Genomic DNA, 26,082 nt, shown 5'->3' on the forward strand with positions numbered 1-26,082 from the left:
ACCGTCCGATGCCTCAGCTCACCCTCACCGGCCCTCCTCTCCTCCCGCCCCTCCTCGCGCGGGGCGCACTGCTCTCCCCGTGCAAGAGCCGCAGGCTGCCCCGTACGGCCGCCCGGCACGGCGACAGCACGGTCGGCCGCCTCGACCGGCTCGTCCTGCCCGGCGTACGGATCGACCTCGCGCATCTCGCCGCGTACGAACGGGTCTGCGGCTTCCCCACCGGCGAGGACGCCGTCCCGCTCACCTATCCGCACGTCCTCGGTTTCCCGCTCGCCATGCGGATCATGTCCGGCCGCGACTTCCCGCTGCCCCTGCTGGGGCTCGTCCACACCTCGATCGAGATCACCCGCCGCCGTCGGCTACCGGCCACCGGGGAGTACGAACTGACCGTCTACGTCGACGGGTTGACGCCGCACCGCCGGGGCACCGAGGCCACGGTCGTGACGGAGGTACGGGACACCGGCGGCGCATGCGGCTGCGACGAGATCGCCTGGGAGTCCCGCAGCACGTACCTCGCCCGGCACCGCGTGGACGACGCCCCGAGCCCGGCCGAAGGGGAGAGGCGGCCGGTGGCAGCGCCGCTCCCCGCGCTAGCCGAGTGGCGGCTCGGCGCGGATGTGGGGCGGCGCTACGGAGCGGTCTCGGGCGACCGGAACCCCATCCACCTCCACCCCCTCGGCGCCCGCCTCTTCGGTTTCCCACGGGCCATCGCCCACGGCATGTGGACCGTCGCCCGCTGCCTCGCCGAACACGGCACACCCCCGGCGGCCCTGGTCCGCGCCGAGTTCCGCGCACCGGTCCCCCTCCCGGGCACCGTCGCCTACGCGGCGGACGGCCGCCCCGGCGGCGACTTCGAACTCCGCGGCACGGACCGGAAGGGCGGGCAGCGGACGCATGTGACGGGGAGCGTGTACCCGCTGCTCCAGTGAGCGGTGGTGGAGGCCACCGCCCGGAACCACTGGCGGAGGTCAGCGACAGAACTCACTGGCGGAGGTCAGAGACAGAAGTCACCGGCACAGGTCAGCGACAGAAGTCACCGGCAGAGGTCAGCGGCGCATCGGGGGACGCTCCGCGTTCGTGACGGCCCGGAGTGCCCATTCGACCGGGCCGTGCCGGTACCGCGCGAGCCAGCGTCGGCTCAGCTCCAGTTGGAGCGCGAAGATGGCGGCGGCGACGACCGGCACGAGCGCCGGGGGCGTGTCCCCGGTCAGCCCGAGCCCCACGCCGGTGAAGATCAGCACGCCCAGCAGGGACTGGCCAAGATAGTTCGACAGCGCCATCCGGCCGGCCGGTGCGAGCACCGGCGCCAGCCGGGCGCCGCGCGGGGTGGCGAACACCCGGAGCAGCGTGGCCACGTAGGCGCCGGTCAGCAACGGCGCGGTCAGGATGCAGACCGCCAGCCCGGCCAGGCCGACCGTGCCGCCGCCGACCGCGAACACCAGCGCGCCGGTGAGCCCGACCGGGTACCCGACCAGCTCCAGCCGCCGCAGCGCGACCGCGTGCCTGCCGATCCCGTCGGCGAGCAGTTGATGCCGGCCGGTGGCCAGCCCGACGAGGAACGCGGACAGCGCGAGCGGGCCCTGCACGGCCAGGCTTCCGGCCATCACCGGCAGCGAGCGCACATGCTCACCGATCACCGAACCCGGGCCGCCGTCCAACGCGTCGGTCGACGCGCGACCGTCGGCGAGCGCGGCGCCCCGGTCGGCGACCAGGTCGGCGCCGGCCAGCGCGGCCACGGCCGCACCGGCCGCCATGACGACGACGATCACCCCCGCGGCGATCACCGCCGTCCTCGGCCGGATCCGGTGCACGGCGAGCAGGACGAGACCGAGCAGCGCGTAGGTGGTCAAAAAGGCCGCCGAGCCGGCGGACGAACCGTGTGGTGAAGTTGGCGCCGGCCCGCTCCGCGGCGGCCGGCTGCAAGATGAAGCTGTAGCCGAAGAGAACGAGAACAGCAGGTAGAACTTCATCTCGAACAGCAGCCGGACCACGAACTCGGCGGAGTCGGCCGGCCAGGAGCCGTGCGCCGGATCGACGACGAGGTGGAACGGGTAGCCGGAGGCGAAGAAGCGAGGTTCACGACGAGGATGCCGAACAGCGCGAACCCGCGCAGCGCGTCGACGCCCAATAACCGGGTGGGAGTGGGCCATCGCAGCGTTTCCGTCATACGAAAACGCTAGGAACGCAGGGGGCACGGCACGAGCCGGTGCACCCGAGGATCCGTGGTGGGGCCGGCCCCACCGGTCGGCCCCACCGGTCGGCCCCACCGGTCGTCGCCGGTCGGCCCGCGGCCGGAGACCGTCCGGCATGGCACTGGCGGACCCGGTGGACCTACGACGTGGCCATGTCGGCCGGTGGGCTCCAGGGGTGGCCGTCCATCAGGTTGCCGAGGCCGGACCAGGCGAAGTTCATGAGGGTGGCGGCGGCCTGCCTGGCGGTCAGGCCGGGCGTGGCGTTGGCCCAGGCCGCGAGGGCTTCGGCGGCGCCGACGAGTGCCTCGGCGAGGCCGGCGACCTCGCGTTCGGGGAGGGACGGGTCGCGGCGGGCCTCTCGGGCGGCGACCAGGATCAGCCCCGTCACGAACGCCACCATCTCCTCGCGCATCGCCGCGACCTCGGCGGCGAAGGGTTCACCATGTGTACGGGCCTGGAGGTGCAGGACGGCCCAGGCGTCCGGGTTGCGCGCGGTGTGCGTGAAGAACGCCCGCAGCCCCTCCCAGAGTTGCCGGTCGGCGGGCAGCCCCGGGTTGACGCCCTCGCGTACGGCGGTGGTGAGCGCCTGGGCCTCGCGGCGGATGCAGGCGGTGAAGAGGTCTTCCTTGGAGTTCAGGTACAGGTACACCAACGGCTTGGACACGCCCGCCAGTTCGGCGATCTCGTCCATGGAGGCGGCCCGGTAGCCGCGCTGCCCGAACGTCCGCACGGCCGCGTCCAGCATCTGCTGTTCCCGTACCGCCCGGGGCATCCGTTTGTTCTTCACAGCACCCATGCGGGCAAGCGTACGGTTTTGCCGCCGGGAAAGATCCCTGCCGTTCCGGGGCGGGCCACTGGGAGCCCCGGCCCACCTAGGAAGCCTTGACGCCCTCGGAAGCCTTGGCGTTCTCGGAGTCCGGGCCGCTCTCCGCGGGCTTGGCGTTCCCGGCGTCGGTGTCCTCGGCCGTGTCCTCGGCGGTGTCCTTGGCGGGAGCGCCGGCCGGGGCCGGGGTGCGGGCCACGTCGTCCGCCTCGTCCTCCTGGCTGCGGTTGGCGGCGAGGTTGGACTTCACGCGGTCGATGGAACGGTCGAGGCGCGGAGCGATCCGCTCCGAGGCCCGGTCGCGCTCCTTGCGGAGGGCCACGAAGCTGATCGGCGCGGAGACGACGAGGGCCAGCATGATCATCCACATGCCGTTGGAGGCACCGAGACCACGCGGGGCGACGCCGGAGTAGACGAGCGCCCAGACGACCACGAAGCAGCCCACGAAGATCCCGAGGCGCATCAGTGTGTAGCGGAGCATCTCAATCCACTCTTCCGTTTCCGTACCGGACGTTCCCAAAGGCCACCGTCCAGTGAAGCACGGTCGGGGGGTGATCTTGCACGGGGGTGCGGGCGGGACGGGCAGGGATCAGGTCAGGGACAGGAGCATCGTGATGTCGTCGCGGTGGTCGTCGGGGGCGACCCGGATGGCGCCGGGGACGCGGCCGACCTCCTTGTAACCGCAGGCGGCGTAGAAGTGCTCCAGGCCGAGGCCGCCGCGGCAGGTGAGGCGGACGGCGTCGATGCCGTCGAAGCCGCGGGCCGCCTCCTCGGCCGCCTTCATGAGGTCGCGGCCGTAGCCCTTGCCCTGGTGGGCGGGGTGCACCATCACGGTGTACAGCCAGACCCAGTGCGTCATCAGGCGGTGCGTGTTGAAGCTGAAGAACGCGGTGGCGGCGGGCGCGCCGGCCGCGTCGAACCCGATCAGCAGCCGCTGCCGGCCCTCCGCCATCCCCACCATGTGCTTCACCAGCTCGGGCCGTATCGCCTCCGGCGCCACCGGCGCCACGAACCCGACGGCACCACCGGCGTTGGAGACGTCCGCCCAGAGGCGGAGGATGCCGTCGCGGAGGTCGGGCGTGAGGGGAGGATCGAGCTGGAAGGTAAGGGCCATGGGGCGAGATTAGCCATTACGTTCGGCGGCGCTCAAACGGATTCGGACCGTGGACACGCGCGGCTGGGTGGGGGCCGTTCGCGCCCACGCGGCGGAGCCGCATACATCACCGTCCCGCGCCCCTGGAGGACGGGCCGCAGGCCCGTTCCTCCCAGGGGCGCGGGGAACTGCGCGAGAAACCACGAACCACCCGCACCCGCACGACAACAGTGGCCCCCGAGCTATTAGGCGTCCGGCTCACACCCGCATCGGCTGAGGAGACTCCCGCCGCAGCCGATCCGCCCCCTCGTACTCCCGGATGATCTCGTACCGCGTGTTCCGCTCCACCGGCCGGAACCCGGCGTCGCGGATGAGGTCCAGCAGGTCCTCACGGGTCAGCTTGTTCGGCGTGCCGTAGTTGTCCGCGTCATGCGTGATCTTGTACTCGACGACCGACCCGTCCATGTCGTCGGCGCCGTGCTGGAGCGCGAGCTGCGCGGTCTGGACGCCGTGCATCACCCAGAAGACCTTCACGTGCGGGACGTTGTCGAACAGCAGCCGCGACACCGCGAAGGTCTTCAGCGCCTCCGCGCCCGTCGCCATCTGCGTACGCGCCTGGAGCCGGTTGCGTACCTTGCCGTCCTGCATGTCCACGAAGTCGTGCTGGTAGCGCAGCGGGATGAAGACCTGGAAGCCGCCGGTCTCGTCCTGGAGCTCGCGCAGCCGCAGGACGTGGTCGACGCGGTGCCGGGGCTCCTCGATGTGGCCGTAGAGCATGGTGCACGGGGTCTTCAGGCCCTTCTCGTGCGCCAGGCGGTGGATCCGCGACCAGTCCTCCCAGTGGGTGCGGTGGTCCACGATGTGCTGGCGGACCTCCCAGTCGAAGATCTCCGCGCCGCCGCCCGTCAGGGACTCAAGGCCCGCGTCGATCAGCTCGTCGAGGATCTCCGACGCCGACAGCCCGCTGATCGTCTCGAAGTGGTGGATCTCCGTGGCCGTGAAGGCCTTCAGCGAGACGTTCGGGAGGGCCGCCTTCAGCTCCCGCAGCGAGCGCGGGTAGTAGCGCCACGGCAGGTTCGGGTGCAGGCCGTTGACGATGTGGAGTTCCGTGAGGTTCTCCGACTCCATCGCCTTGGCGAGCTTGACGGCCTCCTCGATGCGCATCGTGTACGCGTCCTTCTCCCCCGGCTTGCGCTGGAAGGAGCAGTAGGCGCAGGAGGCCGTGCACACATTGGTCATGTTGAGGTGACGGTTGACGTTGAAGTGGACGACGTCGCCGTTCTTCCGCGTCCGCACCTCGTGCGCGAGCCCGCCCAGCCACGCCAGGTCGTCCGACTCGTACAGCGCGATGCCGTCCTCGCGGGTCAGCCGCTCACCGGAGCGGACCTTCTCCTCCAGCTCGCGCTTGAGCCCGACGTCCATGCCTCCGCCTTCCCTCAGTCTTCCCTCAATGGGCAACCCAGCCACCGTACTCCCCGAGGTCTACTGCTCCTCGGGCAGCTCACCCACCCTGTTCTCCCACTTGGTGGAGAGCACGATCGTCGTACGGGTCCGGGAGACGCCCTTCGTGCCGGACAGCCGGCGGATCGTCTTCTCCAGGCCGTCGACGTCGGTGGCGCGCACCTTGAGCATGAAGGAGTCGTCGCCGGCGATGAACCAGCAGTCCTCGATCTCGTCGAGGTCACGCAGCCGGTTCGCCACGTCCTCGTGGTCGGCGGCGTCGGAGAGCGAGATCCCGATGAGCGCGATCACGCCGAGGCCGAGGGAGGCCGCGTCGACGGTGGCGCGATAGCCGGTGATGACACCGGCGGCCTCCAGCCGGTTGATGCGGTCGGTGACACTGGGTCCCGACAGGCCGACGAGGCGCCCCAGCTCCGCGTAGGAGGCCCGGCCGTTCTCCCTCAGGGCCTGGATGAGCTGCCTGTCCACCGCGTCCATGCGATCGGTTGCCTTCCACTGAAGAGTTGCTTGTCCGGAGTTGCTGATGAGGAGTTGCTCGGTGTGATGAGCGTGGTGCGCCGTGCGTGGGGGGTGGGCGGATGCCGCTCAGGTGACCCTGGGGGCTGTGGGGGCTGTGGGGGCTGTGGGGGCTGTGGGGGCCGTCGTACCGGTACCGCTCGTGTCGCTCGGGTCGCTCGTCCCGGAGGGGCGGGATCCGCCGATCTCGCCCTCCCAGCGCCGGTACAGGGTGTGCGGGACGCCCGCCGCGTCCAGCACCCGCCCGGCCACGAAGTCCACCAGGTCCTGGATGTGCGTGGCCCCGGCGTAGAAGGCCGGGGAGGCGGGCAGTACGGTCGCGCCCGCGTCGTCCAGGGTCACCAGATGCCGCAGGGTCTGCCCGTTCAGCGGCGTCTCCCGTACGGCGACGACGAGCCGGCGCCGTTCCTTCAGGGTGACGCTCGCCGCCCGTTGCAGCAGGTCCTTGCTGAGCCCCAGGGCCACGCCCGCGACGCACGCCGTCGACGCGGGGACGATCAGCATGCCCTTGACGGGGTACGAGCCCGAGGAGGGCCCGGCGGCCAGGTCGCCGGCGCTCCAGTGCCGTACACGGTCGCCGTCGACGTCCACCGGGAACGTGCCGGGTTTGCCGTCGGCGCCGCGCGACAGCCATTCCCGCAGGTCGTCACGCCAGTGCGCGTCCCGGAACGCGATGCCCGTCTCGTCCAACAGGGTCAGCCGCGAGGCACGGGACACCACGAGGTCGACGCTTTCGCCCGCGGCGAGGAGCGCGCGCAGTACGGCGGCGGCGTATGGGGTGCCGGATGCGCCGGAGACCCCTACGATCCAAGGCGTACGCGCCGTCTCTCCTGGCTTGACTCGGTTCACGACACCGAGCCTATCCGGCGCCGTGGGGCGGGAACCGGTCAAGGGGGCACGGCCGTTCCACTGAGGGGACGAGATGAGTCGGGGGTTGACATGGCAAGTGGAGTGCGCGGGGCGCTGAGCCCTGATCGGGAGTGGTCGCGCGGGGATCGCGCGAAGGCCGCCGCCAAGCTGATGGCGGGCTGGGTGGCCCTGCTGTGGATCCTCGAAGTGATCGACGTGGCCAGCGGGAACGCGCTGGACGACTTCGGCATCATGCCGCGGTCGGTGCCCGAACTGGTCGACGTCGTGCCCGCGTCGTTCATCCACTTCGGCTTCGGCCATGTCGCGGCCAACAGCGTGCCGCTGCTGGTGCTCGGCTTCCTCGCGGCGCTGGGCGGGCTGCGCCGGTTCGTCGCGGTCTGCGCGCTGATCATCGTGGCCGACGGTCTGGGCGTGTGGCTGATATCCCCGGACAACACCAACACGGCGGGCGCCTCCGGCGTCGTCTTCGGCCTCTTCGGCTTCCTCGTCGTCAGCGGCTTCGTGGAGCGCCGGCTGCTGGGGGTCGGGGTGGGGGTGCTGGTCGCGGCCATCTGGGGCGGCGCGATCCTCGGCGGTATCGCCCCCACCGAGACCGGGATCAGCTGGCAGGGCCACCTGATCGGGTTGGTGACGGGGGTGGTGGCGGCGTTCCTGTTCCGCCGCCGTCAGCCCCGCGGGGCACTCACGGCGTAGGGCGCGCCTTCAGATCCAGCAGACGGAGCAGGAGCCGGGGCGGGGGTCGGAACGGGTCGCCCCGCAGCGGCGGCAGGGGTACGGCAGCGGGCGTATCTCCGGATGAACGCGGGTGAGCCCGCGTTGACGGCCTGCGCCCCCGGGAGCACCGTGGAGCCCTGGCCACGGGGGGTGCCCAATGAAGTCGAAGCCTGTCCTGCGCTTACGGCAGCGGTCCGGTCGCTGGTTGTGCGTCGCGGCGCTGTTGGGCGGGTTGTCACTCGTCGGCGGCTGCGGCGACTCCCCGGAGGACGAGGACTCGGCCGATGTCGGCACCTCGACGACCGGCGGCCTACTCGACGGCGGCTCGACCGACGGGGGATCGACTGACGGGGGATCGACTGACGGCGGATCGACCGACGGCGGTACAGGTGCGGCCGACGGCGGTGACGACGGCGGGTACAACCCGGGGCTCGGGGAGAACGTGGTCGTGGGACAGGTCCTCGACGAGGCCGGGTCCGCGGTGGAGGGCGTACGCGTCACCTTCTACACGGTGCCGCGCAACGGCTTCTACGAGACCTATACGGCAGCCGACGGCACGTACGCCTACAAGCTGCCCGACGGCGTCTATCAGACCTTCGCCTTCTACGGGGACCCCGGGACGGAGCTGGACAACGTGGTCCCCGTGGACCTGCCGGGAAGCTCGTTCACCGTCCCACCGGACCAGGAGATCAACTTCCTCTGGGCCCCGTACGACTGAGCGGGGGACGTCCAGGGGGCGCGTGAGCTAGCGGTGCTCGGCGGTTCACAGGACGGTCGCCGCAGTGAGGGCGAGGGACAGCGCCGCCGCACCGGCCGGCCACAGGAGCCGGCGTCGGCGTTGCGAGGCCATGGCGGAGGCGGCAAGGACCTGGGCGACGACGGCGAGGGCCGTGGCGGCGGCCAGCAGGAGGGCACGGTCGCCACTGCGCTGGGCGAGGACCACCTGCCGATTCTGCTCGGCGACGCCCCCCGACCACTCCTTCTCGCCGCTCCGGAGCGCGCTCACGGTGTCCGCGTCCACGCCGTCGGAGAGGGTGGGCGCCCTGCCCATGTACTCGGCCATGACCCCCATCATGGTCGCGGCCCTGGTCTCGACGGACGCGACCTGGTTCTCCTGCCGGGCGGTCTCGGGGTCGTCGGCGTCGATCGCTGCGAGTTCGCGGGCGATGCCCTGAGTCGCGGCCCGCAGGGTGGCCTGTCGGGCGGTGTACAGGAACGCCTCACGCAGTTGACCCGCCACGACGTTCGTCCTGATCCGGGACGCCTCCCGTGCCGCCTCCGCCTGTGCCCGCTGCTCGCCGCCGGCCGCGTAGGCCTGCCCGAGGGGCAGCAGGAACAGCAGCACCACCACGAGGAGGTTGAGCCTTGTGCCGAGCCGGGCCTCGGGTGCCGCCGTGGCCGGCTGCGGGATGAACTCCAGCGACCTGATGACCCGGCGGGCGGCCGAGCCCGGCGGGCGGCGCCATCGCCGGGGCCGCAGGACGTTCGCGGCGACCACGGCGGCGACGACGGCCGCCACCGCGACGGCGACGGAGAGCAGCGCCCACAGTGCCCAGCGGTCCCCCTCCCGTGACCGTGCCGCCGGATCGAGGGCATAGGCGTCCGGTGACCGGTCCTGGACCTCGGCGAGCCGACGGGGCACGTCGTAGCCGAGGCGCTCCTGGTAGAGGCTGTCCCTCATGTGGGTGGAGTCGCGCAGCACGAAGGCGGTCTGGGAGGCGATCGTGTACTCGGACGCCGCGAGCCTCCCGTCGTCCTTGATCGGCCGCAGCAGGTCGGTCCTGGCGCGGGCCGCGGCCACCTGGAACGCCTGCGGTGCCTCGATGCCGTAGACCTGCCGTACGTGCTCCAGCAGTGCCGCCTGCCGCTCGATGTCCTGGCGCACCGCCGTCTGATAGGCGCCGCCCGCCTGGCTGAACTGCCAGCCGGCTCCCAGGGTCGCCGCCGCGACGACGGCGATGAGCAGGATCTGGACCCGGATCCGCGGACTGAAACGCGGAGGCGGATCGGGCGGTTCCGGAGGCGTGGGCGCCGGATCGGGAGGGGCGGGCGACGGCGTGGGACCCGGAGGCGCGGGAGGCGGCGTGGGCCCCGGAGGCGCGGGAGGCGGCGGCGCGGGCGTCGGGTCCGGTGGTGGGGCCGGGTGCGGGCTCATGTCGGTTCCCGGCGGTACGTGACCGTGTTGCCGTCCGCGCCGGTCAGGGTGAGTCGGCCGTCCTCCACCTGCCAGGTGTAGGTCTGGGGGGCGAGTGACGAGGGCGCGTCCGTGTAGTCGTCCTGCGGGGCGCTCGGGTCCTCCTTGGACCGCGTGGCGGTGATGGGCCGCAGCACGAGCGTCGAGCCGTCGACCCGCGCCGTCCCCTCGGCCACGAAGGTGATCTTGACGGTGCCCTCGGGGACCAGGTAGCTCACGAGGCCCGCGTACTTGTAGCGCCCTCCGCCGGTGAACCGGTAGGCGATGGTGGCGGTGGAGGTCTTCTCCTCCACGCTGCTCCACGCCCCCACGAGCGCGCCGGGCAACACCTGCCCGTCGTCCTCCACCGGTTCGGTGGCGCCGGAGGTGGCTGTGGTGACCGTCCCGGGGCCCCTCCCACCGGAGTCGTCCGGCTCGTCCTCCGAGGAGCACCCCGTGGTGCCGAGGAGCGATGCCATGACGGTGAGGCCGAGAAGCGCGTCACGCGCCGCTGTCTTCCACACGGGGTCCCCCTGACCCGCACGGACGCCGAGGCGAACGCGCCGGCGTTGTCAGGAACGTAGCAGCGCGGACGCACACCGCAAGGCCGCGCCGAAGGAACTGGTCCTCGCTACGGAGCCGCGGCCACCGCACCCGGCGGTGGAAGTCGTATCCGCGGGGGGGGCGTGAGGGTCGTACTAGGGAGTGAGCCCCCGAACCAGAAGATCCAGCAGCGCGCACACGAACAGGGCAATGCCGATGAAGCCGTTGACGGAGAAGAACGCGCGGTTCAGCCGCGACAGGTCGTGCGGGCGCACGATCGTGTGCTCGTAGACGAAGGCGGCGGCCACGATCAGCAGGCCCAGCCACAGGAACGCGCCCGCGTCCGTCGCCAGCGCGTACCAGACGAACAACCCCGTCGTCAGGGCGTGGCACACCCGGGCCGCCCACACCGCCGCCGGGATGCCGAAGCGGGCCGGGACCGACAGGACGCCGGTGTCGCGGTCGGAGTCGACGTCCTGGCAGGCGTAGATGAGGTCGAAGCCGCCGATCCAGACGCCGACGGCCAGGCCCAGGATCACCGCGTCCCAGGACCACTCGCCGGTGATCGCGAGCCAGCCGCCGACCGGGCCCATCGCCTGGGCGAAGCCCAGGATGGCCTGGGGGTAGTTCGTGAAGCGTTTGCCGTAGGGGTAGACCACCATCGGGATCACGGCGACGGGTGCCAGCGCCAGGCAGAGCGGGTTCAGGAGCGCCGCCGCGCCCAGGAAGATCACCAGGGCGATCAGGGCGCCGGTCCAGGCGTGCTTCACCGACACCGCGCCGGTCACCAGCTCGCGGTGCGCGGTGCGCGGGTTCCGCGCGTCGATCTCGCGGTCGATGATCCGGTTGGCGGCCATCGCGAACGTGCGCAGCCCGACCATGCAGACGGTGACCAGCAGCAGCCGTACCCAGTGGATGTTGCCGTCCAGCTGGAACATGGCGGTGAGCGCGGCGATGTACGCGAAGGGCAGCGCGAAGATCGAGTGCTCGATCATCACCAGCCGCAGGAACGCCTTGGTCCGGCCCGGCTGGGGGATCGCCGCCGATGCGCTGCTCACAGGCCGTACTCCTTCCAGCGCCGGTCGACGAGCGCCGCCGTGGCGGGGTCCGACTCGACCATGTCGGGCCAGCCGCCGTCCCGGGTGTAGCCCTCCTCGATCCACTTCTTCGTCGCGTCGATGCCGGCCTTGCCGCCCCAGAACTGCTGGTAGGAGGCGTGGTCGAGGTGGTCCACGGGGCCTTCGACGACGGTGAGGTCGCGGGCGTAGTCCGTGTTGCCGAGGGCCCGCCACGCGACCTCGTGGAGGTCGTGGACGTCGCAGTCGGAGTCGACGACCACGATCAGCTTCGTCAGGGACATCATGTGGGCGCCCCAGATGGCGTGCATGACCTTCTGCGCGTGCTTCGGGTACTTCTTCTCGATCGAGACGATCGCGCAGTTGTGGAAGCCGCCGGCCTCGGGGAGGTGGTAGTCCACGATGTCCGGGACGATGATCTTGAGGAGGGGGAGGAAGAAGCGTTCCGTCGCGCGGCCCAGCGGTCCGTCCTCCGTCGGGGGGCGGCCGACGACGATCGACTGGAGCAGCGGGCGCTTCCGCATCGTCACACAGTCGATCTTCAGCGCGGGGAACGGCTCCTGCGGGGTGTAGAAGCCGGTGTGGTCGCCGAAGGGGCCCTCGGGGAGCATCTCGCCGGGCTCCAGCCAGCCCTCGATGACGACCTCGGCGTTCGCCGGCACCTGCAACGGCACCGTCTTGCAGTCGACCATCTCGATGCGCTTGCCCGCGACGAACCCGGCGAACAGGTACTCGTCGATGTCGCCGGGCAGCGGTGCCGTGGAGGCGTAGGTCACGGCGGGCGGGCAGCCGAAGGCGATGGCGACCGGCAGCCGTTCGCCGCGCTTGGCGGCCACCTGGTAGTGGTTGCGGCTGTCCTTGTGGATCTGCCAGTGCATGCCGATGGTGCGCTTGTCGTGGCGCTGGAGGCGGTACAGGCCGAGGTTGCGGACGCCGGTCTCGGGGTGCTTGGTGTGGGTGAGCCCGAGGTTGAAGAAGGAGCCGCCGTCCTTGGGCCAGGTGAACAGCGCGGGAAGCTGGTCCAGGTCCACGTCGTCGCCCTGGAGGACGACCTCCTGCACGGGGGCGCTGTCCGCCTTCACCTTCTTCGGCGGCACATGAACCATCGAGCCGAGCTTCCCGAACGCCTCGCGCACACCCACGAAGCCCTGCGGCAGCTCCGGCTTGAGCAGCCCGCCGATCTTCTCGCTGATCTCGCCGTACGACTTGAGTCCGAGGGCCTTCAGCAGGCGGCGGTCGGTCCCGAAGACGTTCATCGCGAGCGGCATGCTCGACCCGCGGACGTTCTCGAAGAGGAGGGCGGGACCGCCGGCCTTGTTGACCCGGTCGACGATCTCCCCGACCTCCAGATACGGGTCGACCTCGGCCTTGATCCGCTTGAGATCGCCCTCGCGCTCCAGGGCGCGGAGCAGGGAGCGAAGATCGTCGTAAGCCATGCGGTCCAGTATCCCCGAGGGGCTACCCTGACCCCGTCACGGGGCCCGGCGTAAGGTCATGGCTTTCCGCCGCGCAGGGTCGGCGCCGCACGGCCCCACCGGTCACCACCGGGTCCGGCGGACGGGCCCACCACCGCTTTCCAGGGGGCGTTCCATGCTCAGGGTGTTGATGTACCTCGTGCCGTTGGCGCTGACCATCTACGCGTTCATCGACTGTCTCAACACCCCCGAGGACGAGGCGAAGCACCTGCCCAAGATCGCCTGGGTGTTCATCATCCTGCTCTTCTGGATCGTCGGGCCGATCGCGTGGCTCGCCGCGGGCAAGCTGCGCCACGTCCCCGCGAACGGGCGCACGCCGTCGGAGTGGCACCGCAACCACCGCGTGGAGTATGTCGCCCCCGACGACAATCCCGAGTTCCTGAAGTCGCTCTCCGAGGAGAACAAGAAGGACGAGTCGCTCCTCAAGAGCTGGGAGGCGGATCTGCGGCGCCGGGAGGAAGAGCTGAAGCGGCAGGAGCGGGAGAAGCCCGAGAAGGACGGCGAGGAGTAGGGCGGGCGCCTTGTAGCTCGGGGGTGCGCGGTTCGTCGGCGGGTGCGGGTTCGTTGTGGTCTCTCGCGCAGTTCCCCGCGCCCCTGAAAAGCGACCGGGGCTGCGCCCCGTGCTTTTCAGGACGAAGGGCGGGCCGCAGGCCCGTTCCCTTCAGGGGCGCGGGGCGGTGACACATGCGGCTCCGCCGCGTGGGCGCGAACAACCCCCACCCACCCGCACCCGCCAACGCCCCCCGGCCCCCACCCCTAAGGCGCCCGGCCCCGCCCCATTCCCATCCCTTCGGCCCACCCCCATAGACCTTCGGCCGACCCCATCCCCAGCCCCCGCTCCCCACACTGAGGGCAACCAACGGGGAGGGAAGGCCGATGACCGGGATGAGCAGGGGCCGTTTTCTGAGGTGGGGTGCGGCGCTCGGCGGTGGGCTGATGCTGCCGACGACGAGGGCCGCCGCCTTCATGGGCACCGCGGAGCGCCCCCGCGGACTGTCGTACCGGAGTGTCGTGTACGAGGTCGGCGAGGGCGACACCCCCGCCACCGCCTGGAACCGGCACCGGATGCGCGCGGACCTGCGCGCGATACGAAACGATCTGCACGCCACCGCCGTCAAGGTCACCGGCGACGGCGTGGACCGGCTCACCGCGACCGCCGCCGAGGCGGCCGAGCGCGGTCTCGCGGTCTGGCTGGAGCCGACGCTCGGGGGCGTTCCCGAGGACGACATTCTCGACCACCTCGCCGAGACGGGCCGCTTCGCGGAGCGGCTGCGTCGGCAGGGCGTGGACACGCATCTGAGCGTCGGCTGCGAGTTCCTGATCTTCCTGCCCGGCATCGTGCCGGGCGACGACATCCTGGAGCGGATCGAGAACCTCCTCGCGGGACACTTCGACCCAGTGGAGGCCGCCCGGCGGGTCCACGACTTCACACGCCGGGCCGCCGCCGTCGCCCGTTCCGTCTTCCGGGGCCCGCTGACGTACGCCGCCGCGGACGACGAGGAGGTCGACTGGGACCTCTTCGACATCGTCGGCCTCGACTACTACGGCTACCACCGCACCCACGCCGGTCACGTCCGCGACCTCGCGCGCCACATCCGGCCGGGCAAGCCGCTCTCGGTCCAGGAGTTCGGCTGCTGCACCTTCGAGGGCGCGCCCCGGGAGGGCGGCATGGGGTGGTTCGCCGTGGACCATCGCGCCGACCCCCCGGCGATCAAGGGCGACCTGAGGCGCAGCGAGCGCACGCAGGCCGCGTACGTCACCGATGTCGTCGCCGCGTGCGAGGCGCTCGGCCTGTACGCCGCCCACGCGTTCACCTTCGTCTCCGCGGACTCCCCGCACCGCCCGGACGATCCCCGCCACGACCTCGACATGGCGAGCTACGCCCTGGTCAAGCCGATCGAGGCCCGTCCCGGCACTCCCGCGTCCGGCTGGCACTGGGAGCCGAAGACGGCCTTCCACGCGCTGGCGCGCGCGTACCGGCAGTGCGCCGCTCACAAGTGACGGCGCGAGTGACCACCGGACCACCGGACCACCGGACCACCGGACCACCGGACCACCGGAGTGACGAAATTTTCCTGACCTAATCGCCTCAAACGTGTCATACATGCTTTTTCGGGCACACGGCGAGATGAGAGAGAGAAGGTGAGAGCCACGAACGGCCATGAGTCGGAGAAGCGCCGTTCCTCGTCGCGGCAGGAGCCCGCCGAGGAGCGTGTCTCCGCGCCCGAGGCCATTCGGAGCGCGCTCGAGCAGCTCACCGTAGTGCTGGGACGCGTTCCGGAGTCCGTTTCCGCGCTGAAACCGACAGAAGAGGGCTGGGAGGCCGAGGTCGAGGTCGAGGAACTGGAGCGCGTCCCGCAGACGAGCAGCGTGATGGCGAGCTACCAGGTGGTCCTGGACCCGGCGGGCAAGCTGCTGGCGTACGAGCGCGGACGCCGGTACACGCGCGCGCAGATCGACCGGGCCGGCGGCCGCTGAGGCGACCGCCGACGCGCACGGACTCCCGTGCCCGGAAGGGATCACATCGTGACTGTGGTGCCACAGGGCGAGGGTGCGCTCGCTTCCCGCGGAGGCGGGGGTGGCGGCTCGGGGAACCTCTACGACGTGCTGGAACTGGTCCTGGACAGGGGCCTCGTCATCGACGCGTTCGCACGGGTCTCCCTGGTCGGCATCGAGATACTCAAGATCGACGCCCGCGTGGTCGTGGCCAGTGTCGACACGTATCTGCGGTTCGCGGAGGCGTGCAACCGGCTGGACCTGGAGTCGGGGCGCAAGGCCCCCTCCCAGCTGACGGACCTGGTCGGCGACGCCACCGAGTCGGGCGCCCGCGGCAAGAGCAAGGGGGCGCTGTCGGGCGCGGTCGAGGCCGTCTCCGAGTCCCTCCAGAAGGGGCGCGAGGACCGCGAGTCCGGGCGCGAGAAGCAGCGGGTGCGTTCCGAACGCGGTGCGAGCCGCCGCTCCTCGAGGCATGACGACGAGGAGTGAGGCGAGCCGATGTCCGTGTACATCTACGCGATCACCAAGGCGGAGCACCCTCTGGACCTCGACGACGTCCGGGGTGTCGGGGAGGACGGCAGCGATCTGCACGCGGTGAGCAGCGGCTCCCTGAGTGCCGTCGTCAGCGAGGCCCCGGCCGATCTCTCGGTCGCCCGCCGGGACCTGGAGGCGCACCACGAGGTCCAGGAGAACCTCTGGTCCGACGGGGCCATCCTGCCGCTGAGCTTCGGTTTCGTCGCCCCGGACGAGGATTCGGTGCGCGCCTTGCTGGACGAGCGGGCCGAGGCCTTCTCCCAGCGGCTGGACGAGCTGTCGGGCACCGCGGAGTTCAACGTGAAGGGGGTCACGGACGAGGATGTCCTGCTGCGCGCGATCCTCACCGACTCCGGGCAGGCCCGGACGCTGAACGAGTCGATCCGCGACGGCGGCGGCACGTACGAGGACCGGCTGGCCCTCGGCGAACTCGTGGCCCAGGAGGTGCAGAACCGGAACGCGGCGCTCGCCGAGGAGGTTCTCGCCACCATGCGTCCGCTGGTCGTCTCCGAGCAGGTCGCTCCGCCGTCCCAGCAGTACTTCGTGAACGCCTCCTTCCTGGTGGAGGACGCCCGGTCCGAGGAGTTCACCCGCGCCGGCGGGGAACTGGCCGAGCGCCTGGGCGAGGGCGTCGAACTCCGGCTGCGCGGCCCTCTGCCGCCGTACAGCTTCGTATGACCGCCGCGCTGCTCCGAGGAGGCGAGGACGTGGGACTGGTCGGAACCATCGTGACGTTGCCGTTCGCCCCGGTGCGCGGCATCGGCTGGGTGCTGGACAAGGTGCGGCAGACCGCCGAGGAGGAGTACTACGACCCCGCCCCGATCCAGGAGGAGTTGGTGAATCTGGAGCGGGCGCGGACCGAGGGACGCATCGACGAGGAGGAGGCCACCCGGCGCGAGGACGAGTTGCTGCGCCGGTTGCAGGAGATCAGCGCCTTCCGGGCCCAGCAGGGCGCGGGACCCGGTCCGTGACGCACGTGGGGTACGGAAAGAAGACTGGATCATGAAGAACGCGACGATCGGCGCGGCCATCCTGGGGGGCTACCTCCTCGGCCGGACGAAGAAGGCGAAGCTCGCGCTCGGCGCCGGGGCGCTGCTGGCCGGCGCCAAGGCCAGGCCGGGGCAGCTCGCCGGCCTGCTCGACTCCCCCTTCCTGAGCAACGTCACCCAGCAGGTGCGCGGGGAACTGACGGAGGCGAGCAAGGCGGCGGCGACCCACGTGCTGACGGCGAAGGCGGACAGCCTGGCCGGCGCCCTCCACGAACGCACCGAGGGGCTCCGCGAGCGGGCACACCCGGACGGCGGTGAGCCGAAGGGCGACGACGAGCGGACCGAGCCGGACGACCAGCAGGACGAGCAGGACGAACAGGACGAGGAGAACGAGGAGAACGAGGAGAGCGAGCGGGACGAGCAGGGCGCCGAGAGCGGCGGGGGCGGCGGGAAGGGCCGGCCCGCGGCGAAGAGGAGCCGGAGCGGCGGCGGGCCGCAGCGCCGGAGCACGGCGTCGCGTGCGAAGAAGCAGACCGCTTCCGCGAGCCGCACCAAGAGCGGGAGCGGCTCCAGGTCGAGGAGGCAGGACGATGGCTGAGGGCAAGGGAGCGAAAGGCGGTGCCGGCACCCTCAGCAAGGCGAGGGACGAGGCGCCGCACAACCCCGGTACGACCCGGCTGAAGGAGGAGCTGGAGGAATACATCGAGGCGCGGCTGGCCGTGATGCTCGAAGGCGCGGGCCACAAGATCGGCGAGGGCGCCCGCCGGATCGGCGAGGGACATCTGACGGACGGTCTGGCCTCGACCGCGTCCCACGCCAAGGGTGCGCTCATGGAGAAGGCGAAGGGTGCGGGTGGCAAGGCCATGGACGTGGCCGGGAAGGCGAAGGACGCGGCGGGGAAGGCCAAGGACTCCGCCGCAGGCAAGAAGCACGGCAAGTCGCCCGAGGGCGGCACCGGCCGCGGGCACACCATCATCGAGGACATCAACGTGGGTGTCCCGGTGCGCGAGGCGTACAACCAGTGGACCCAGTTCCAGGAGTTCAGCCGGTTCGCCAAGGGCGTCGTCGCCGTCGATCAGCAGGACGACACCACGACGCAGTGGCAGGTGAAGGTCGCCAAGTCGAAGCGGCGCTGGCGCGGCAACATCACGGAACAGGTGCCCGACCAGCGCATCGCCTGGACCTCCGAGGGCGAGAAGGCCACGACCAAGGGCGTCGTCACCTTCCACCCGCTCGGCGAGAACCTCACCAAGGTGCTGCTCGTCATGGAGTACTCCCCCAAGGGGCTCTTCGAGCGGACCGGCGGTCTGTTCAGGTCCCAGGGCCGCCGCGCCCGCCTCGACCTCAAGCTGTACCGCACGTTCGTGATGATGCGCGGCGAGGCCACGGGCGGCTGGCGCGGCGAGATCCACGACGGCGAGGTCACCCAACCGCACGAATCGGCCGAGGACGAGGACACCGAGCCACGGGACGAAGAAGAGGGAGAGGACACCGAGCCGCGGGACGAAGAAGAGGACGAGGACACGGAGGCGCGGGAGGAGGAGGACGAGGACACGGAGGCGCGGGACGAGAAGGACGAGGAGGACGAGGACCGAGCCCAGGAGCCCGACGACGAGTACGAGGACGAGGACGAGGAGGCGGGTGAGGACGAGGCGGACGACGAGTACGAGGACGACGAGGAAGACGTGGACGACGAGTACGAGGACGAGGAACCGGAGGACGAGGAAGCGGAAGAGGAAGCGAGGTCGAGGGCGTCGTGAGCCGGCCCGCCGACTCCCCCGCCCAGACCCCGTCGCGGGCCTTCACCCCCTACGGCGGCGGCCAGGGGTCCAGCGCGAACCTCGCCGACATCCTGGAACGGGTCCTCGACAAGGGCATCGTCATCGTCGGCGACATCAAGGTGAACCTGCTCGACATCGAGCTGCTCACGATCAAGCTGCGTCTGCTGGTCGCGTCGGTCGACAAGGCCAAGGAGATCGGCATCGACTGGTGGGAGCACGATCCCGCCCTGTCGTCGCGCGCGTCCCGCTCCGACGGACGCCGCTCCCTTGAGGAGCAGAACGATCGCCTCCGCGAGGAGGTCAGGGAACTCCGGGGCCGTCTGGAGGAGTCCCCGGCGGAGCTGTCCCCGAGCGGCTCGTCGTCGTCGGAGCGTCGCCGCGCCCCCGAGCCCGAACGCAAGGCCCGCGATCCCGAACGTCGTGATCCCGAACGTAGTGATCCCGAACGCAGGGCCCGCGCCGCACCCCGCCGGGCGGAGGGCCGTCCGGATGAGGCGCGCCCCAAGCGGCGCAAGGCGTCCGCCGCGCGGGGCGACGACGAACGGAGCGATGAGGAGCGGGACGAGGACCGGCACCGATGAGCGCGTACGACCCGCCCGCCGCGTACGACGACGAGTACGACCGCCCCCTCAGCGGACGTCAGGTCGCGCTGATCGATCTGCTCGACCGGCTGCTGAGCGGGGGTGTCGTGCTGACCGGCGATGTCGTGCTGAGCATCGCGGACATCGACCTCGTGCGGATCTCGCTGCGCGCGGTGATCGTCGCCGTCCGCGAGCAGATGGAGGAGCAGTGGGCCCCGATCCTGCCGCCCGCAACGAACGCGGACCCGGCGTACACAGACCGGCCACCCACTCACCCGGCTCCCTCGGACCCGGCGTACACAGACCGGCCACCCACTCACCCGGCTCCCTCGGACCCGGCGTACCCGGAAGGGCACGGTCATGGTGCCGATGCCCTCTGAGGGGCCGCCCATCGACCGGCTGCGGGAGGTGGCGGAGGCCGCGCGGCGCGCGTTCTCGGTGCTGCCCGCCCGGCCGGAGGAGATCGCCCCGCCACCGCTCTCCCGCGGCGGGGCGGTCGCCCACCGGCTGCGGACCGATCCGGACACCGTGGAGCGGGACCTCGTCAAGCTGGTGCTCACCATCGTCGAACTGCTGCGCCAGCTGATGGAGCGCCAGGCCCTCCACCGCGTCGACCAGGGAGGACTGACCGAGGAGCAGGAGGAGCGCCTCGGGATGACCCTGATGGTCCTGCACGACCGCATGGAAGAACTCTGCGACCGCTACGGCCTCACCCTGGACGACCTGAACCTCGACCTCGGCCCCCTGGGCACCCTGCTCCCGCCGTGATCCCCCTCCGCGTACTCCTCCGCATACGTGGGCCCGCCCGTTCCGGGGCAGAGTGAGCCCATGGCTGACGAAACGACGGCACGGGCGTGGCTGGCCACCGCCGTGGCGGAGGCGCGGGCAGGTCTCGCCGAGGGCGGCATCCCGATCGGCGCGGCGCTCTACGGCCCGGACGGCACCGTCCTCGGGCGGGGGCACAACCGGCGGGTCCAGGACGGCGACCCGTCCACGCACGCGGAGACGGCCGCGTTCCGCGCGGCGGGCCGGCAGCGGACGTATCGCGGTACGACGATGGTGACGACGCTGTCGCCGTGCTGGTACTGCTCCGGCCTGGTACGGCAGTTCGGCATCTCACGGGTGGTGATCGGCGAGGCCGAGACCTTCCACGGCGGTCACGACTGGCTCGCGGAGCACGGCGTGGAGATCGTCGTCCTCGACGACGCGGAGTGCGTGGCCCTGATGCGTGACTTCATCGAGAAGAACCCGGCTCTGTGGAACGAGGACATCGGTGATTAGCCCCAACAGCCCCGGTACCCCCAACGGTGCCGGTAGGCCCAGCAGCCCCCGCGTCCCGACCATCGACCTGGCCCCCTGGTTCGACGGCGACGAGGAGGACCGGGCCCGGATCGCGCGTACCGTCGACGAGGCGCTCCAGACCGCCGGGTTCCTGCTGGTGACGGGACACGGCGTGGACCCGGCGCTGCGGACGCGCATGCGGGAGGCGGCGCGGGCCTTCTTCACGCTGCCCGCGGAACGCAAGCGGGCGTACGAGGTGAAGGTCGGCGGGAGGGGGTGGCTGGGGCCGGGGGCCGAGGCGAACGGCTACGCGGAGGGGACCGAGACCCCGCCGGATCTGAAGGAGTCGCTGACCTTCGCGACGCACGAGCCGTTCGAGGACCCGGTGGTCAACGCGGAGTGGTACCAGCCGAACGTCTGGCCGACCGAGGTGCCGGAGCTGCGGCCGCTCTGCGAGGAGTACCTGGACCGGATGGGCGAGCTGGAGCGGCATCTGCTCACCCTGCTCGGCGACGCGCTCGGCCTCGAACGGGACTTCTTCGCCCGGCACATGAGCCACCCCACCTACGGCTTCAACATCAACTGGTACCCGGGCCGGGACGTCCTCGGCGACCCCGCTCCCGGCCAGTTCCGGATCGGCCCCCACACCGACTTCGGCACGGTCACGATCCTCGACCGGCAGGCCGGAAAGGGCGGGCTCCAGGTGTACACGGACGAGGGCGGCTGGGAGGACGCGCCATACGATCCGACGGCCTTCACCATCAACATCGGTGACCTGATGGCCCGGTGGACCGGTGACCGCTGGCGCTCCGGACGGCACCGCGTACTGCCGCCGCCGGCCGACGAGCCGGCCGAGGAGCTGATGTCGCTGGTCTACTTCGGGGAGTGCACACCGGGCACGGTCGTCGAATCGGTACCCGCCCCGGTCGGGCGGGTCGCGTACCCGCCGGTCGACTCGCACGTCTACCTGCGGGAGAAGCTCGACGCGATCACCGTGGGCTGACGATCACGGTGGGCCGACCGGGGCCACCGTCCCGCCCGGCCGCTTCGGCACACGGGCAGGACGGGGCGTCTCGGGATCCCGGCCGACCGGAGCTGCGGGCCCCATGGAACCACCCGCAGATCAGAACCGGATCGGAGCAGGATCGGAGCAGGATCAGAACGGCGGCGGAAAGCGGCCGGAGGCTCCTCCTCGACGGCCGGAGGCTCCTCCTCGACACCCACCTCGACGCCCATCTCGACCCCCACTTGTATCGAGCGTTTGACACAACGCCCAGGCCGGGCCATCTTGTATCCACAACTTGGTACAAGACGATCCGGGGGGATCTCCACATGCTCGACAGTGCCCCGCTCCCGTACCGGCTGCTCGAACACGCCGATCATGTCGCCCGCTGGTCCGGGCTGGCCATCGGCGTGGTCGTGGCGCAGGCGGTCTCCACACTGGGAGACGGAGACGTGGAGTTCGAGCAGCGCGTGGTGTTCTGCATCACCGCGTTCGGCCTGTGCGCGGTGGCCGGCGTCCTGCTCGCCGACGCCCTGACCCTGCGCCCGCAGGAGGCGGTACGGACCGCGAGCCTCGCGCCGCGCCTGGTCAGAGACCATGTGCCACCGCACATGGGCCCCCTGATCGCCCTTCAGGGTGTCTCCCTCGTGGCCCTGCTGGTGATCACCGCCGCCACCGCCTCCGTGGACCCCGACCGCGTCCTCAGCACGGGGAAGGTCGTCCACGTCACCTGCAACGGGATGCGCGCGAGCCTCGGCCCGTGGCCCGGTCTGTACTACAGCCTCCCCATGTTCGGCGCGCTCGCCATAGCCACTCCCACCTGCGCGTGGGCCCTGCGCCGCATCGCCCACGGACCGGGCGGGGACCAGCAGCGCCGCGACCGCGCGTGGGCGGTCACCGGGGCCTGGGGCCTGCTGGTGTCGAGCCAGCAGCTGTACGCCGTGCTGATGATCTCCGTCGCGCTGACCGAGACGGGCTGCGCCGGGGTGCTGGGCGCGCTCACCTTCTGGGTGTTCTACCCCCTGGCCCTGCTGAACCTGTTCACCGTCGTCTGGTCCCTGGTCACCGTGGTGGCGCCGAGGGCGGTCGAGGACGAGAAGTCCCTCGACGACGACAGGGCCTTCGACGACGCGGCGGACCTCGGTGACATGGCGGACCTCGACGACGAGCGCGCCGCCGAGGGGACGCTCCGCCGATGACCGACCCCGCCGTCCGCGTCGACACCACCAGCCAGGTACCGCCGTACGAGCAGATCCGCGCGCAGTTGGCCGCGCTGATCCGCACCGGCCGGCTGGTCGAGGGCGAACGGCTGCCGACCGTACGCCAGCTCGCCGCCGACCTCGGCCTCGCGCCGGGCACGGTAGCCCGCGCCTACCGCGAACTGGAGGCCGGCGAGCTGATCCGCACCCGCCGGGGCGCGGGCACCCGGGTCGCCACCCTCCCGACCGGGCCGCGCACCCATGACGCCGACCAGCTCACCACCCTCGCCCGCGACTTCACTTCGGCCGCGCGGGCGCTGGGCGCCGACACGGAGGACATCCTGACCGCCGTACGCGAGGCGATGGCGTGAGGACGCCCTCGGCGTGACGGCCCCGGCAGCACGTCAGGGCGTGGTCCCCTCGCGGGGCCCGTCCTCCTGCGCCTCGAACACCGCGTAGTCGCCGAAGGTTCGGCGGTAGCGCCCATGCCCGGTCTCCTGTGTGTGCCCGCGCAGCCACTCCTCCACGTCAGCCGGGCCACTCCGCACGCCCGACCCGGCGCCGCACTCCGTCTCGTCGCCCGACACACACCGCGCCTCGTACTCCGGTTCCGCCGTCGGGTCCTGCGCGAGGACGTACGGCACGTACCGGAAGACCCGGCGACCCCGGACGCCTCCGCCGTGGTCGCGCCGCTGGTGGTGCCGGAACAGGACGTTCGCGTCCGTCTCCGCGCTCCCGTCGTACCGGGCCCGGGCCTCGTCCCGCCGCGCCGCCAGCTCCGCGCACGCGGCGCAGCCGGGGACCGGAACGGGTGGGCGGCCCGGCTCGCCCTCGTCTCGCCGACGCACCCTCACACCCTCCTCTTCGTACGGCGGTTCGCCGCGCGTACCTGCGCGCCGATCCGCTCCGCCTGCGTCGCCGGCCGCAAGGCCGCCGGGTCCGCCTCCCACTCCCGGCCTCCGCCGACCGGTCGCAACAGCGCGTACGGGCCGACCTTGTCCCGGTACTCGCCGACCCGCCGTGTCATCGGGTCGTAGACAAGCTGTCCCTCTGGTTCCACATGCACTCCACAGCCCTGCCAGTAACTCTGGGTGTACACAGCGTCGCCGAGGGGAACGGTGGCAATCAACGCGGGACGTGTGGCACTGGGCCTTTGCCACGGAGGAGCACGAGGGGGACGCGGTGACGAGGCGGAACGCGGACGGGGCGGGCGGGGCGGGGAGCGCGGCCCTGTTCGGCGAGGTGCTCCGGCACTACCGCGAGGCGGCGCTGCTGACGCAGGAGGCGCTGGCGAGGGAGATCCCGTGCGACCGGTCGCAGGTGGCGAAGATCGAGGCGGGCACGAGGGTCCCGAGCGACCAGTTCGCGAAACGGTGCGACGAAGTACTGGACACGGGCGGGGTGTTGACCCGCATGTGGGGCAAGATCGACTGGTATCCGGCCGTCCAGCATCCGGATTGGTTCGAGCGGCGGGTGGAGATGGAGGCGGTGGCGGTCGGGCTGCGGCAGTACCAGGAGCAGGTGGTGCCAGGTTTGTTGCAGACGGCGGACTACGCTCGCGCGTTGTTCTCCCAGGTCTCGACCGGTGACGAGGCGGACGAACGCGTCCGGGCCAGGATGAGCCGCCAGCCACGTTTCCTGAGCGACGGCGGCCCGTTCTTTGTGGCGGTCCTGGACGAGAGCTGCCTGCGCAACGCGGTCGGGAGCCCGGAGGTCATGCGCGAACAGTGCGCTCATCTGCTCGCCGTCGGGCGGCGGCCCAACATCCGCATCCAGGTGGTCCCGGCCAACCTCTTCGGACTCGTCCGCCCCAAGGTCTCCATGTCGCTGATCGACCTGCCCGACGAGCGATGGGTCTACTCGGAGTCGCAGCACAGTGGCCACTTCAACAACGATCCAGCCGTCTACACGCGCGACAGCCAAACCTATGATGTGCTCAGAGCGGACATCCCGTCAGCCCGCGAATCCGCCGCTCTGATCGGCGACGTGATGGAGGGGTACGAACGTCATGGACAGGTACGACCTGAGCGCGGCGATCTGGATCAAGAGCAGCTACAGCGGCAACGACGGCGGCGACTGCCTGGAAGTGGCGACGTGGATCAAGAGCAGCCACAGCGGCGACAACGGCGGCAACTGCGTCGAAATCGCCCCCGATATCCCCGGCGTCGTCCCCGTCCGGGACAGCAAGAACCCTGACGGGCCCGTGCTGGTCATCAACCGGTCCGCCTGGGCGCACTTCGTGGACGGCGTTCCTACATTCTCGTAATACGAACGAACAATCTGCGCCCTAGTCCGCAACAACTGCCCCTCGCGCCATGGCTGTTGATAGCCACGTTGCTATGACGCACGCGAAGGATGAGCCGTTCGTGGTGCTGGCCGATGCCCGGGGTCCGGGCAAGAGCACGGCGCTGCGGGTGCTGCGGGACGCGCACGAGGGGCGTACCCCCGTCGCACTGATGGACGGCGAGGAGACACGGTTCGAGCGGCCGCCGCCGGGCCGCCCGGCGGAGTCGTGGTCGCCCGTCTACGAGGCACTGTCGACGATCGCGGAGCAGCTCACCGCACCGGTGGCCGGGGCGGGGCGCGTCGCGTTCCCCCGGCTGGCGTGCGGTCTGCTCGCCGTCGCGGCCGGCGGGTGGAGCGACCGGGAGGCGCCGAGGCTGCGGGAGGAGGCCGAGCGGGCGCTGCTGCTGAGCGGCACGGGCGGTCTGCTGGGGAGACCGGCGGGCCGGTGGACGGGCAAGGTGGTCGCACGGCTCGTGTCGTCGGTGTCGACGTCGGGGACGGGCCCGGTGGTGGAGGCCATCGTCGAGGCGGCGCTGGAGGCGTTCACGGAGGGGATGTCGTCGTCGTACCGGCGGCTGCGCAGGGGCGCGGTCTGGTACCGGGACTACCCGTACGCGGCCGGCAATCCGAAGCTGGGGCTGGTCCTGCTGTCCCGGCACTTCCGGGCGGGCGGGGACGCGCGGGCGCACGCCGAGCGGCATCTCGTACGGGCGTTGCTGGCGGACCTGGGGGACGCGGGGGCCGGGGGCGGGCGGCCGGTGATCCTCATAGACAACGTGCAGGAGACGGCGGGGCTGAGGGTGATGGAGTCGGTGCTGCGGGACCGGGCGGCCGGGATAGCCGACCGGGCCGTGTTCTACGCGGGGTTGCGGGGGCGGGACCACCCGGCGCTGCGGCACGCGACGCGGACGAGCGACTGGGTGCCGGGTCGGACGCCGTCGTCACGGGCGCTGCTGGTGTCACTGCCGCAGTGAGGGCGCCGGGCGAGTGTCTCTC

At 71.4% G+C, this 26,082-nt stretch carries 31 protein-coding genes and 3 pseudogenes; 21 read left to right on the forward strand and 13 right to left on the reverse strand.

Annotated features, from left to right (window positions below):
• Positions 1–8: 8 nt before the first annotated feature.
• Entirely contained in the window at positions 9–929 is a 921-nt protein-coding gene (locus M8J73_RS27780) for a MaoC family dehydratase (RefSeq protein ID WP_055542449.1), read from the forward strand.
• Positions 930–1,046: 117 nt separating this feature from the next.
• Here the strand turns inward: M8J73_RS27780 and M8J73_RS27785 are convergent, their stop codons facing one another.
• The 7 genes from M8J73_RS27785 to M8J73_RS27815 form a co-directional block, all read right to left on the reverse strand.
• Positions 1,047–1,850 carry a DUF418 domain-containing protein gene (locus M8J73_RS27785; protein ID WP_249829223.1) on the reverse strand — a complete coding sequence of 268 codons (804 nt, stop codon included), beginning with the start codon at positions 1,848–1,850 and terminating at the stop codon, positions 1,047–1,049.
• Between the two features lie 481 nt (positions 1,851–2,331).
• Positions 2,332–2,988, reverse strand: coding sequence for a TetR/AcrR family transcriptional regulator (locus M8J73_RS27790; RefSeq protein WP_055543063.1), 657 nt, complete (start codon positions 2,986–2,988; stop codon positions 2,332–2,334).
• A 76-nt stretch (positions 2,989–3,064) separates the two neighbouring features.
• A complete protein-coding gene (locus tag M8J73_RS27795; protein ID WP_055543064.1) occupies positions 3,065–3,496 on the reverse strand; it encodes a DUF4229 domain-containing protein in 432 nt (143 codons plus the stop codon).
• Between the two features lie 108 nt (positions 3,497–3,604).
• The gene (locus M8J73_RS27800) at positions 3,605–4,129 is read right to left on the reverse strand and encodes a GNAT family N-acetyltransferase (RefSeq protein ID WP_249829224.1); all 525 of its coding nucleotides are present in this window, start codon (positions 4,127–4,129) and stop codon (positions 3,605–3,607) included.
• Between the two features lie 237 nt (positions 4,130–4,366).
• A complete protein-coding gene (gene mqnE / locus M8J73_RS27805) occupies positions 4,367–5,530 on the reverse strand; it encodes an aminofutalosine synthase MqnE (protein ID WP_055542825.1) in 1,164 nt (387 codons plus the stop codon).
• Positions 5,531–5,590: 60 nt separating this feature from the next.
• Complete coding sequence (locus M8J73_RS27810) at positions 5,591–6,046, reverse strand: Lrp/AsnC family transcriptional regulator (protein WP_055513474.1); 456 nt, start codon at positions 6,044–6,046, stop codon at positions 5,591–5,593.
• 108 nt (positions 6,047–6,154) lie between these two features.
• Positions 6,155–6,934, reverse strand: a complete 780-nt coding sequence (locus M8J73_RS27815) for a UbiX family flavin prenyltransferase (protein ID WP_249829225.1) — start codon at positions 6,932–6,934, stop codon at positions 6,155–6,157.
• 90 nt (positions 6,935–7,024) lie between these two features.
• On the opposite strand from M8J73_RS27815, the gene M8J73_RS27820 reads away from it, so the two are divergent.
• Both M8J73_RS27820 and M8J73_RS27825 read left to right on the forward strand, forming a co-directional pair.
• The gene (locus M8J73_RS27820) at positions 7,025–7,648 is read left to right on the forward strand and encodes a rhomboid family intramembrane serine protease (RefSeq protein WP_249829226.1); all 624 of its coding nucleotides are present in this window, start codon (positions 7,025–7,027) and stop codon (positions 7,646–7,648) included.
• Positions 7,649–7,826: 178 nt separating this feature from the next.
• Positions 7,827–8,387: a carboxypeptidase-like regulatory domain-containing protein gene (locus M8J73_RS27825; RefSeq protein WP_055543208.1), complete on the forward strand. Its 561-nt coding sequence runs from the start codon at positions 7,827–7,829 to the stop codon at positions 8,385–8,387.
• A 45-nt stretch (positions 8,388–8,432) separates the two neighbouring features.
• On the opposite strand, the gene M8J73_RS27830 is transcribed toward M8J73_RS27825, so the two are convergent.
• The 4 genes from M8J73_RS27830 to M8J73_RS27845 all read right to left on the reverse strand — a co-directional run bounded on the left by M8J73_RS27830 (position 8,433) and on the right by M8J73_RS27845 (position 12,897).
• Positions 8,433–9,824 carry a hypothetical protein gene (locus M8J73_RS27830; RefSeq protein WP_079055293.1) on the reverse strand — a complete coding sequence of 464 codons (1,392 nt, stop codon included), beginning with the start codon at positions 9,822–9,824 and terminating at the stop codon, positions 8,433–8,435.
• Positions 9,821–10,366 (reverse strand): META domain-containing protein, encoded by a 546-nt coding sequence (locus tag M8J73_RS27835; RefSeq protein ID WP_055537258.1) that lies wholly within the window; start codon positions 10,364–10,366, stop codon positions 9,821–9,823. Before M8J73_RS27835 ends, M8J73_RS27830 begins: the two co-directional genes overlap by 4 nt.
• A gap of 174 nt (positions 10,367–10,540) precedes the next feature.
• Complete coding sequence (gene mqnP / locus M8J73_RS27840; RefSeq protein WP_055537259.1) at positions 10,541–11,443, reverse strand: menaquinone biosynthesis prenyltransferase MqnP; 903 nt, start codon at positions 11,441–11,443, stop codon at positions 10,541–10,543.
• Positions 11,440–12,897 carry a menaquinone biosynthesis decarboxylase gene (locus M8J73_RS27845; RefSeq protein ID WP_055537260.1) on the reverse strand — a complete coding sequence of 486 codons (1,458 nt, stop codon included), beginning with the start codon at positions 12,895–12,897 and terminating at the stop codon, positions 11,440–11,442. Before M8J73_RS27845 ends, mqnP begins: the two co-directional genes overlap by 4 nt.
• Positions 12,898–13,051: 154 nt before the next feature.
• Here M8J73_RS27845 and M8J73_RS27850 point away from each other — a divergent pair, with 154 nt between their 5' ends.
• The 15 genes and pseudogenes from M8J73_RS27850 to M8J73_RS27920 all read left to right on the forward strand — a co-directional run bounded on the left by M8J73_RS27850 (position 13,052) and on the right by M8J73_RS27920 (position 23,171).
• Complete coding sequence (locus M8J73_RS27850; protein WP_055537261.1) at positions 13,052–13,447, forward strand: PLD nuclease N-terminal domain-containing protein; 396 nt, start codon at positions 13,052–13,054, stop codon at positions 13,445–13,447.
• Between the two features lie 374 nt (positions 13,448–13,821).
• Complete coding sequence (locus tag M8J73_RS27855; RefSeq protein WP_079055074.1) at positions 13,822–14,937, forward strand: glycoside hydrolase family 113 protein; 1,116 nt, start codon at positions 13,822–13,824, stop codon at positions 14,935–14,937.
• 141 nt (positions 14,938–15,078) lie between these two features.
• Positions 15,079–15,414, forward strand: a complete 336-nt coding sequence (gene gvpO / locus M8J73_RS27860; RefSeq protein ID WP_055540988.1) for a gas vesicle protein GvpO — start codon at positions 15,079–15,081, stop codon at positions 15,412–15,414.
• 54 nt (positions 15,415–15,468) lie between these two features.
• Positions 15,469–15,921 carry a gas vesicle structural protein GvpA gene (locus tag M8J73_RS27865; protein WP_055540987.1) on the forward strand — a complete coding sequence of 151 codons (453 nt, stop codon included), beginning with the start codon at positions 15,469–15,471 and terminating at the stop codon, positions 15,919–15,921.
• A 9-nt stretch (positions 15,922–15,930) separates the two neighbouring features.
• Positions 15,931–16,644, forward strand: coding sequence for a GvpL/GvpF family gas vesicle protein (locus M8J73_RS27870; protein WP_055540986.1), 714 nt, complete (start codon positions 15,931–15,933; stop codon positions 16,642–16,644).
• Between the two features lie 29 nt (positions 16,645–16,673).
• Positions 16,674–16,937 (forward strand): gas vesicle protein GvpG, encoded by a 264-nt coding sequence (locus M8J73_RS27875; RefSeq protein WP_055540985.1) that lies wholly within the window; start codon positions 16,674–16,676, stop codon positions 16,935–16,937.
• 31 nt (positions 16,938–16,968) lie between these two features.
• Complete coding sequence (locus tag M8J73_RS27880; protein WP_055540984.1) at positions 16,969–17,553, forward strand: hypothetical protein; 585 nt, start codon at positions 16,969–16,971, stop codon at positions 17,551–17,553.
• Positions 17,546–18,715 carry an SRPBCC family protein gene (locus tag M8J73_RS27885; RefSeq protein ID WP_055540983.1) on the forward strand — a complete coding sequence of 390 codons (1,170 nt, stop codon included), beginning with the start codon at positions 17,546–17,548 and terminating at the stop codon, positions 18,713–18,715. The genes M8J73_RS27880 and M8J73_RS27885 overlap by 8 nt, the downstream gene beginning before the upstream one ends.
• Positions 18,712–19,185, forward strand: a pseudogene (locus M8J73_RS27890) (gas vesicle protein); the annotation flags it as partial. The gene M8J73_RS27885 and the pseudogene M8J73_RS27890, both read left to right, overlap by 4 nt.
• Positions 19,186–19,313: 128 nt before the next feature.
• A pseudogene (locus M8J73_RS27895) lies at positions 19,314–19,506 on the forward strand (gas vesicle protein); the annotation flags it as partial.
• 180 nt (positions 19,507–19,686) lie between these two features.
• Positions 19,687–20,085, forward strand: a complete 399-nt coding sequence (locus M8J73_RS27900; RefSeq protein WP_055540992.1) for a gas vesicle protein K — start codon at positions 19,687–19,689, stop codon at positions 20,083–20,085.
• A gap of 60 nt (positions 20,086–20,145) precedes the next feature.
• The gene (locus M8J73_RS27905) at positions 20,146–20,598 is read left to right on the forward strand and encodes a nucleoside deaminase (protein ID WP_055540982.1); all 453 of its coding nucleotides are present in this window, start codon (positions 20,146–20,148) and stop codon (positions 20,596–20,598) included.
• Positions 20,591–21,601 carry an isopenicillin N synthase family dioxygenase gene (locus tag M8J73_RS27910; RefSeq protein WP_240501574.1) on the forward strand — a complete coding sequence of 337 codons (1,011 nt, stop codon included), beginning with the start codon at positions 20,591–20,593 and terminating at the stop codon, positions 21,599–21,601. Before M8J73_RS27905 ends, M8J73_RS27910 begins: the two co-directional genes overlap by 8 nt.
• Positions 21,602–21,930: 329 nt before the next feature.
• Complete coding sequence (locus tag M8J73_RS27915; RefSeq protein WP_240501573.1) at positions 21,931–22,800, forward strand: hypothetical protein; 870 nt, start codon at positions 21,931–21,933, stop codon at positions 22,798–22,800.
• The gene (locus M8J73_RS27920) at positions 22,797–23,171 is read left to right on the forward strand and encodes a GntR family transcriptional regulator (RefSeq protein ID WP_055540981.1); all 375 of its coding nucleotides are present in this window, start codon (positions 22,797–22,799) and stop codon (positions 23,169–23,171) included. Before M8J73_RS27915 ends, M8J73_RS27920 begins: the two co-directional genes overlap by 4 nt.
• Positions 23,172–23,204: 33 nt before the next feature.
• On the opposite strand, the gene M8J73_RS27925 is transcribed toward M8J73_RS27920, so the two are convergent.
• Both M8J73_RS27925 and M8J73_RS27930 read right to left on the reverse strand, forming a co-directional pair.
• A complete protein-coding gene (locus tag M8J73_RS27925; RefSeq protein WP_055540980.1) occupies positions 23,205–23,648 on the reverse strand; it encodes a DUF7848 domain-containing protein in 444 nt (147 codons plus the stop codon).
• Between the two features lie 2 nt (positions 23,649–23,650).
• A complete protein-coding gene (locus tag M8J73_RS27930; RefSeq protein WP_055540979.1) occupies positions 23,651–23,860 on the reverse strand; it encodes a hypothetical protein in 210 nt (69 codons plus the stop codon).
• 182 nt (positions 23,861–24,042) lie between these two features.
• Between M8J73_RS27930 and M8J73_RS27935 the strand changes: the two are divergent.
• The 3 genes and pseudogenes from M8J73_RS27935 to M8J73_RS27945 form a co-directional block, all read left to right on the forward strand.
• Positions 24,043–24,720: pseudogene (locus M8J73_RS27935) on the forward strand (helix-turn-helix domain-containing protein); the annotation flags it as partial.
• 88 nt (positions 24,721–24,808) lie between these two features.
• The gene (locus M8J73_RS27940) at positions 24,809–25,066 is read left to right on the forward strand and encodes a DUF397 domain-containing protein (protein WP_240501572.1); all 258 of its coding nucleotides are present in this window, start codon (positions 24,809–24,811) and stop codon (positions 25,064–25,066) included.
• A 73-nt stretch (positions 25,067–25,139) separates the two neighbouring features.
• Positions 25,140–26,060, forward strand: a complete 921-nt coding sequence (locus M8J73_RS27945) for a hypothetical protein (protein WP_249829227.1) — start codon at positions 25,140–25,142, stop codon at positions 26,058–26,060.
• Positions 26,061–26,082 lie beyond the last annotated feature (22 nt).

This window comes from Streptomyces neyagawaensis (assembly GCF_023516595.1).
In the GTDB taxonomy this organism is placed as follows: Bacteria; Actinomycetota; Actinomycetes; order Streptomycetales; family Streptomycetaceae; genus Streptomyces; species Streptomyces neyagawaensis.

Coding starts and splice junctions, on each gene's coding strand:
- M8J73_RS27780 (WP_055542449.1), top strand. CDS start 9: ATGCCTCAGCTCACCCTCACCGGCCCTCCTCTCCTCCCGCCCCTCCTC.
- M8J73_RS27790 (WP_055543063.1), bottom strand. CDS start 2,988: ATGGGTGCTGTGAAGAACAAACGGATGCCCCGGGCGGTACGGGAACAG.
- M8J73_RS27795 (WP_055543064.1), bottom strand. CDS start 3,496: ATGCTCCGCTACACACTGATGCGCCTCGGGATCTTCGTGGGCTGCTTC.
- M8J73_RS27800 (WP_249829224.1), bottom strand. CDS start 4,129: ATGGCCCTTACCTTCCAGCTCGATCCTCCCCTCACGCCCGACCTCCGC.
- mqnE (WP_055542825.1), bottom strand. CDS start 5,530: ATGGACGTCGGGCTCAAGCGCGAGCTGGAGGAGAAGGTCCGCTCCGGT.
- M8J73_RS27810 (WP_055513474.1), bottom strand. CDS start 6,046: ATGGACGCGGTGGACAGGCAGCTCATCCAGGCCCTGAGGGAGAACGGC.
- M8J73_RS27820 (WP_249829226.1), top strand. CDS start 7,025: ATGGCAAGTGGAGTGCGCGGGGCGCTGAGCCCTGATCGGGAGTGGTCG.
- M8J73_RS27825 (WP_055543208.1), top strand. CDS start 7,827: ATGAAGTCGAAGCCTGTCCTGCGCTTACGGCAGCGGTCCGGTCGCTGG.
- M8J73_RS27830 (WP_079055293.1), bottom strand. CDS start 9,824: ATGAGCCCGCACCCGGCCCCACCACCGGACCCGACGCCCGCGCCGCCG.
- M8J73_RS27845 (WP_055537260.1), bottom strand. CDS start 12,897: ATGGCTTACGACGATCTTCGCTCCCTGCTCCGCGCCCTGGAGCGCGAG.
- M8J73_RS27850 (WP_055537261.1), top strand. CDS start 13,052: ATGCTCAGGGTGTTGATGTACCTCGTGCCGTTGGCGCTGACCATCTAC.
- M8J73_RS27855 (WP_079055074.1), top strand. CDS start 13,822: ATGAGCAGGGGCCGTTTTCTGAGGTGGGGTGCGGCGCTCGGCGGTGGG.
- M8J73_RS27870 (WP_055540986.1), top strand. CDS start 15,931: ATGTCCGTGTACATCTACGCGATCACCAAGGCGGAGCACCCTCTGGAC.
- M8J73_RS27880 (WP_055540984.1), top strand. CDS start 16,969: ATGAAGAACGCGACGATCGGCGCGGCCATCCTGGGGGGCTACCTCCTC.
- M8J73_RS27885 (WP_055540983.1), top strand. CDS start 17,546: ATGGCTGAGGGCAAGGGAGCGAAAGGCGGTGCCGGCACCCTCAGCAAG.
- M8J73_RS27900 (WP_055540992.1), top strand. CDS start 19,687: ATGCCCTCTGAGGGGCCGCCCATCGACCGGCTGCGGGAGGTGGCGGAG.
- M8J73_RS27905 (WP_055540982.1), top strand. CDS start 20,146: ATGGCTGACGAAACGACGGCACGGGCGTGGCTGGCCACCGCCGTGGCG.
- M8J73_RS27915 (WP_240501573.1), top strand. CDS start 21,931: ATGCTCGACAGTGCCCCGCTCCCGTACCGGCTGCTCGAACACGCCGAT.
- M8J73_RS27920 (WP_055540981.1), top strand. CDS start 22,797: ATGACCGACCCCGCCGTCCGCGTCGACACCACCAGCCAGGTACCGCCG.
- M8J73_RS27940 (WP_240501572.1), top strand. CDS start 24,809: ATGGACAGGTACGACCTGAGCGCGGCGATCTGGATCAAGAGCAGCTAC.
- M8J73_RS27945 (WP_249829227.1), top strand. CDS start 25,140: ATGACGCACGCGAAGGATGAGCCGTTCGTGGTGCTGGCCGATGCCCGG.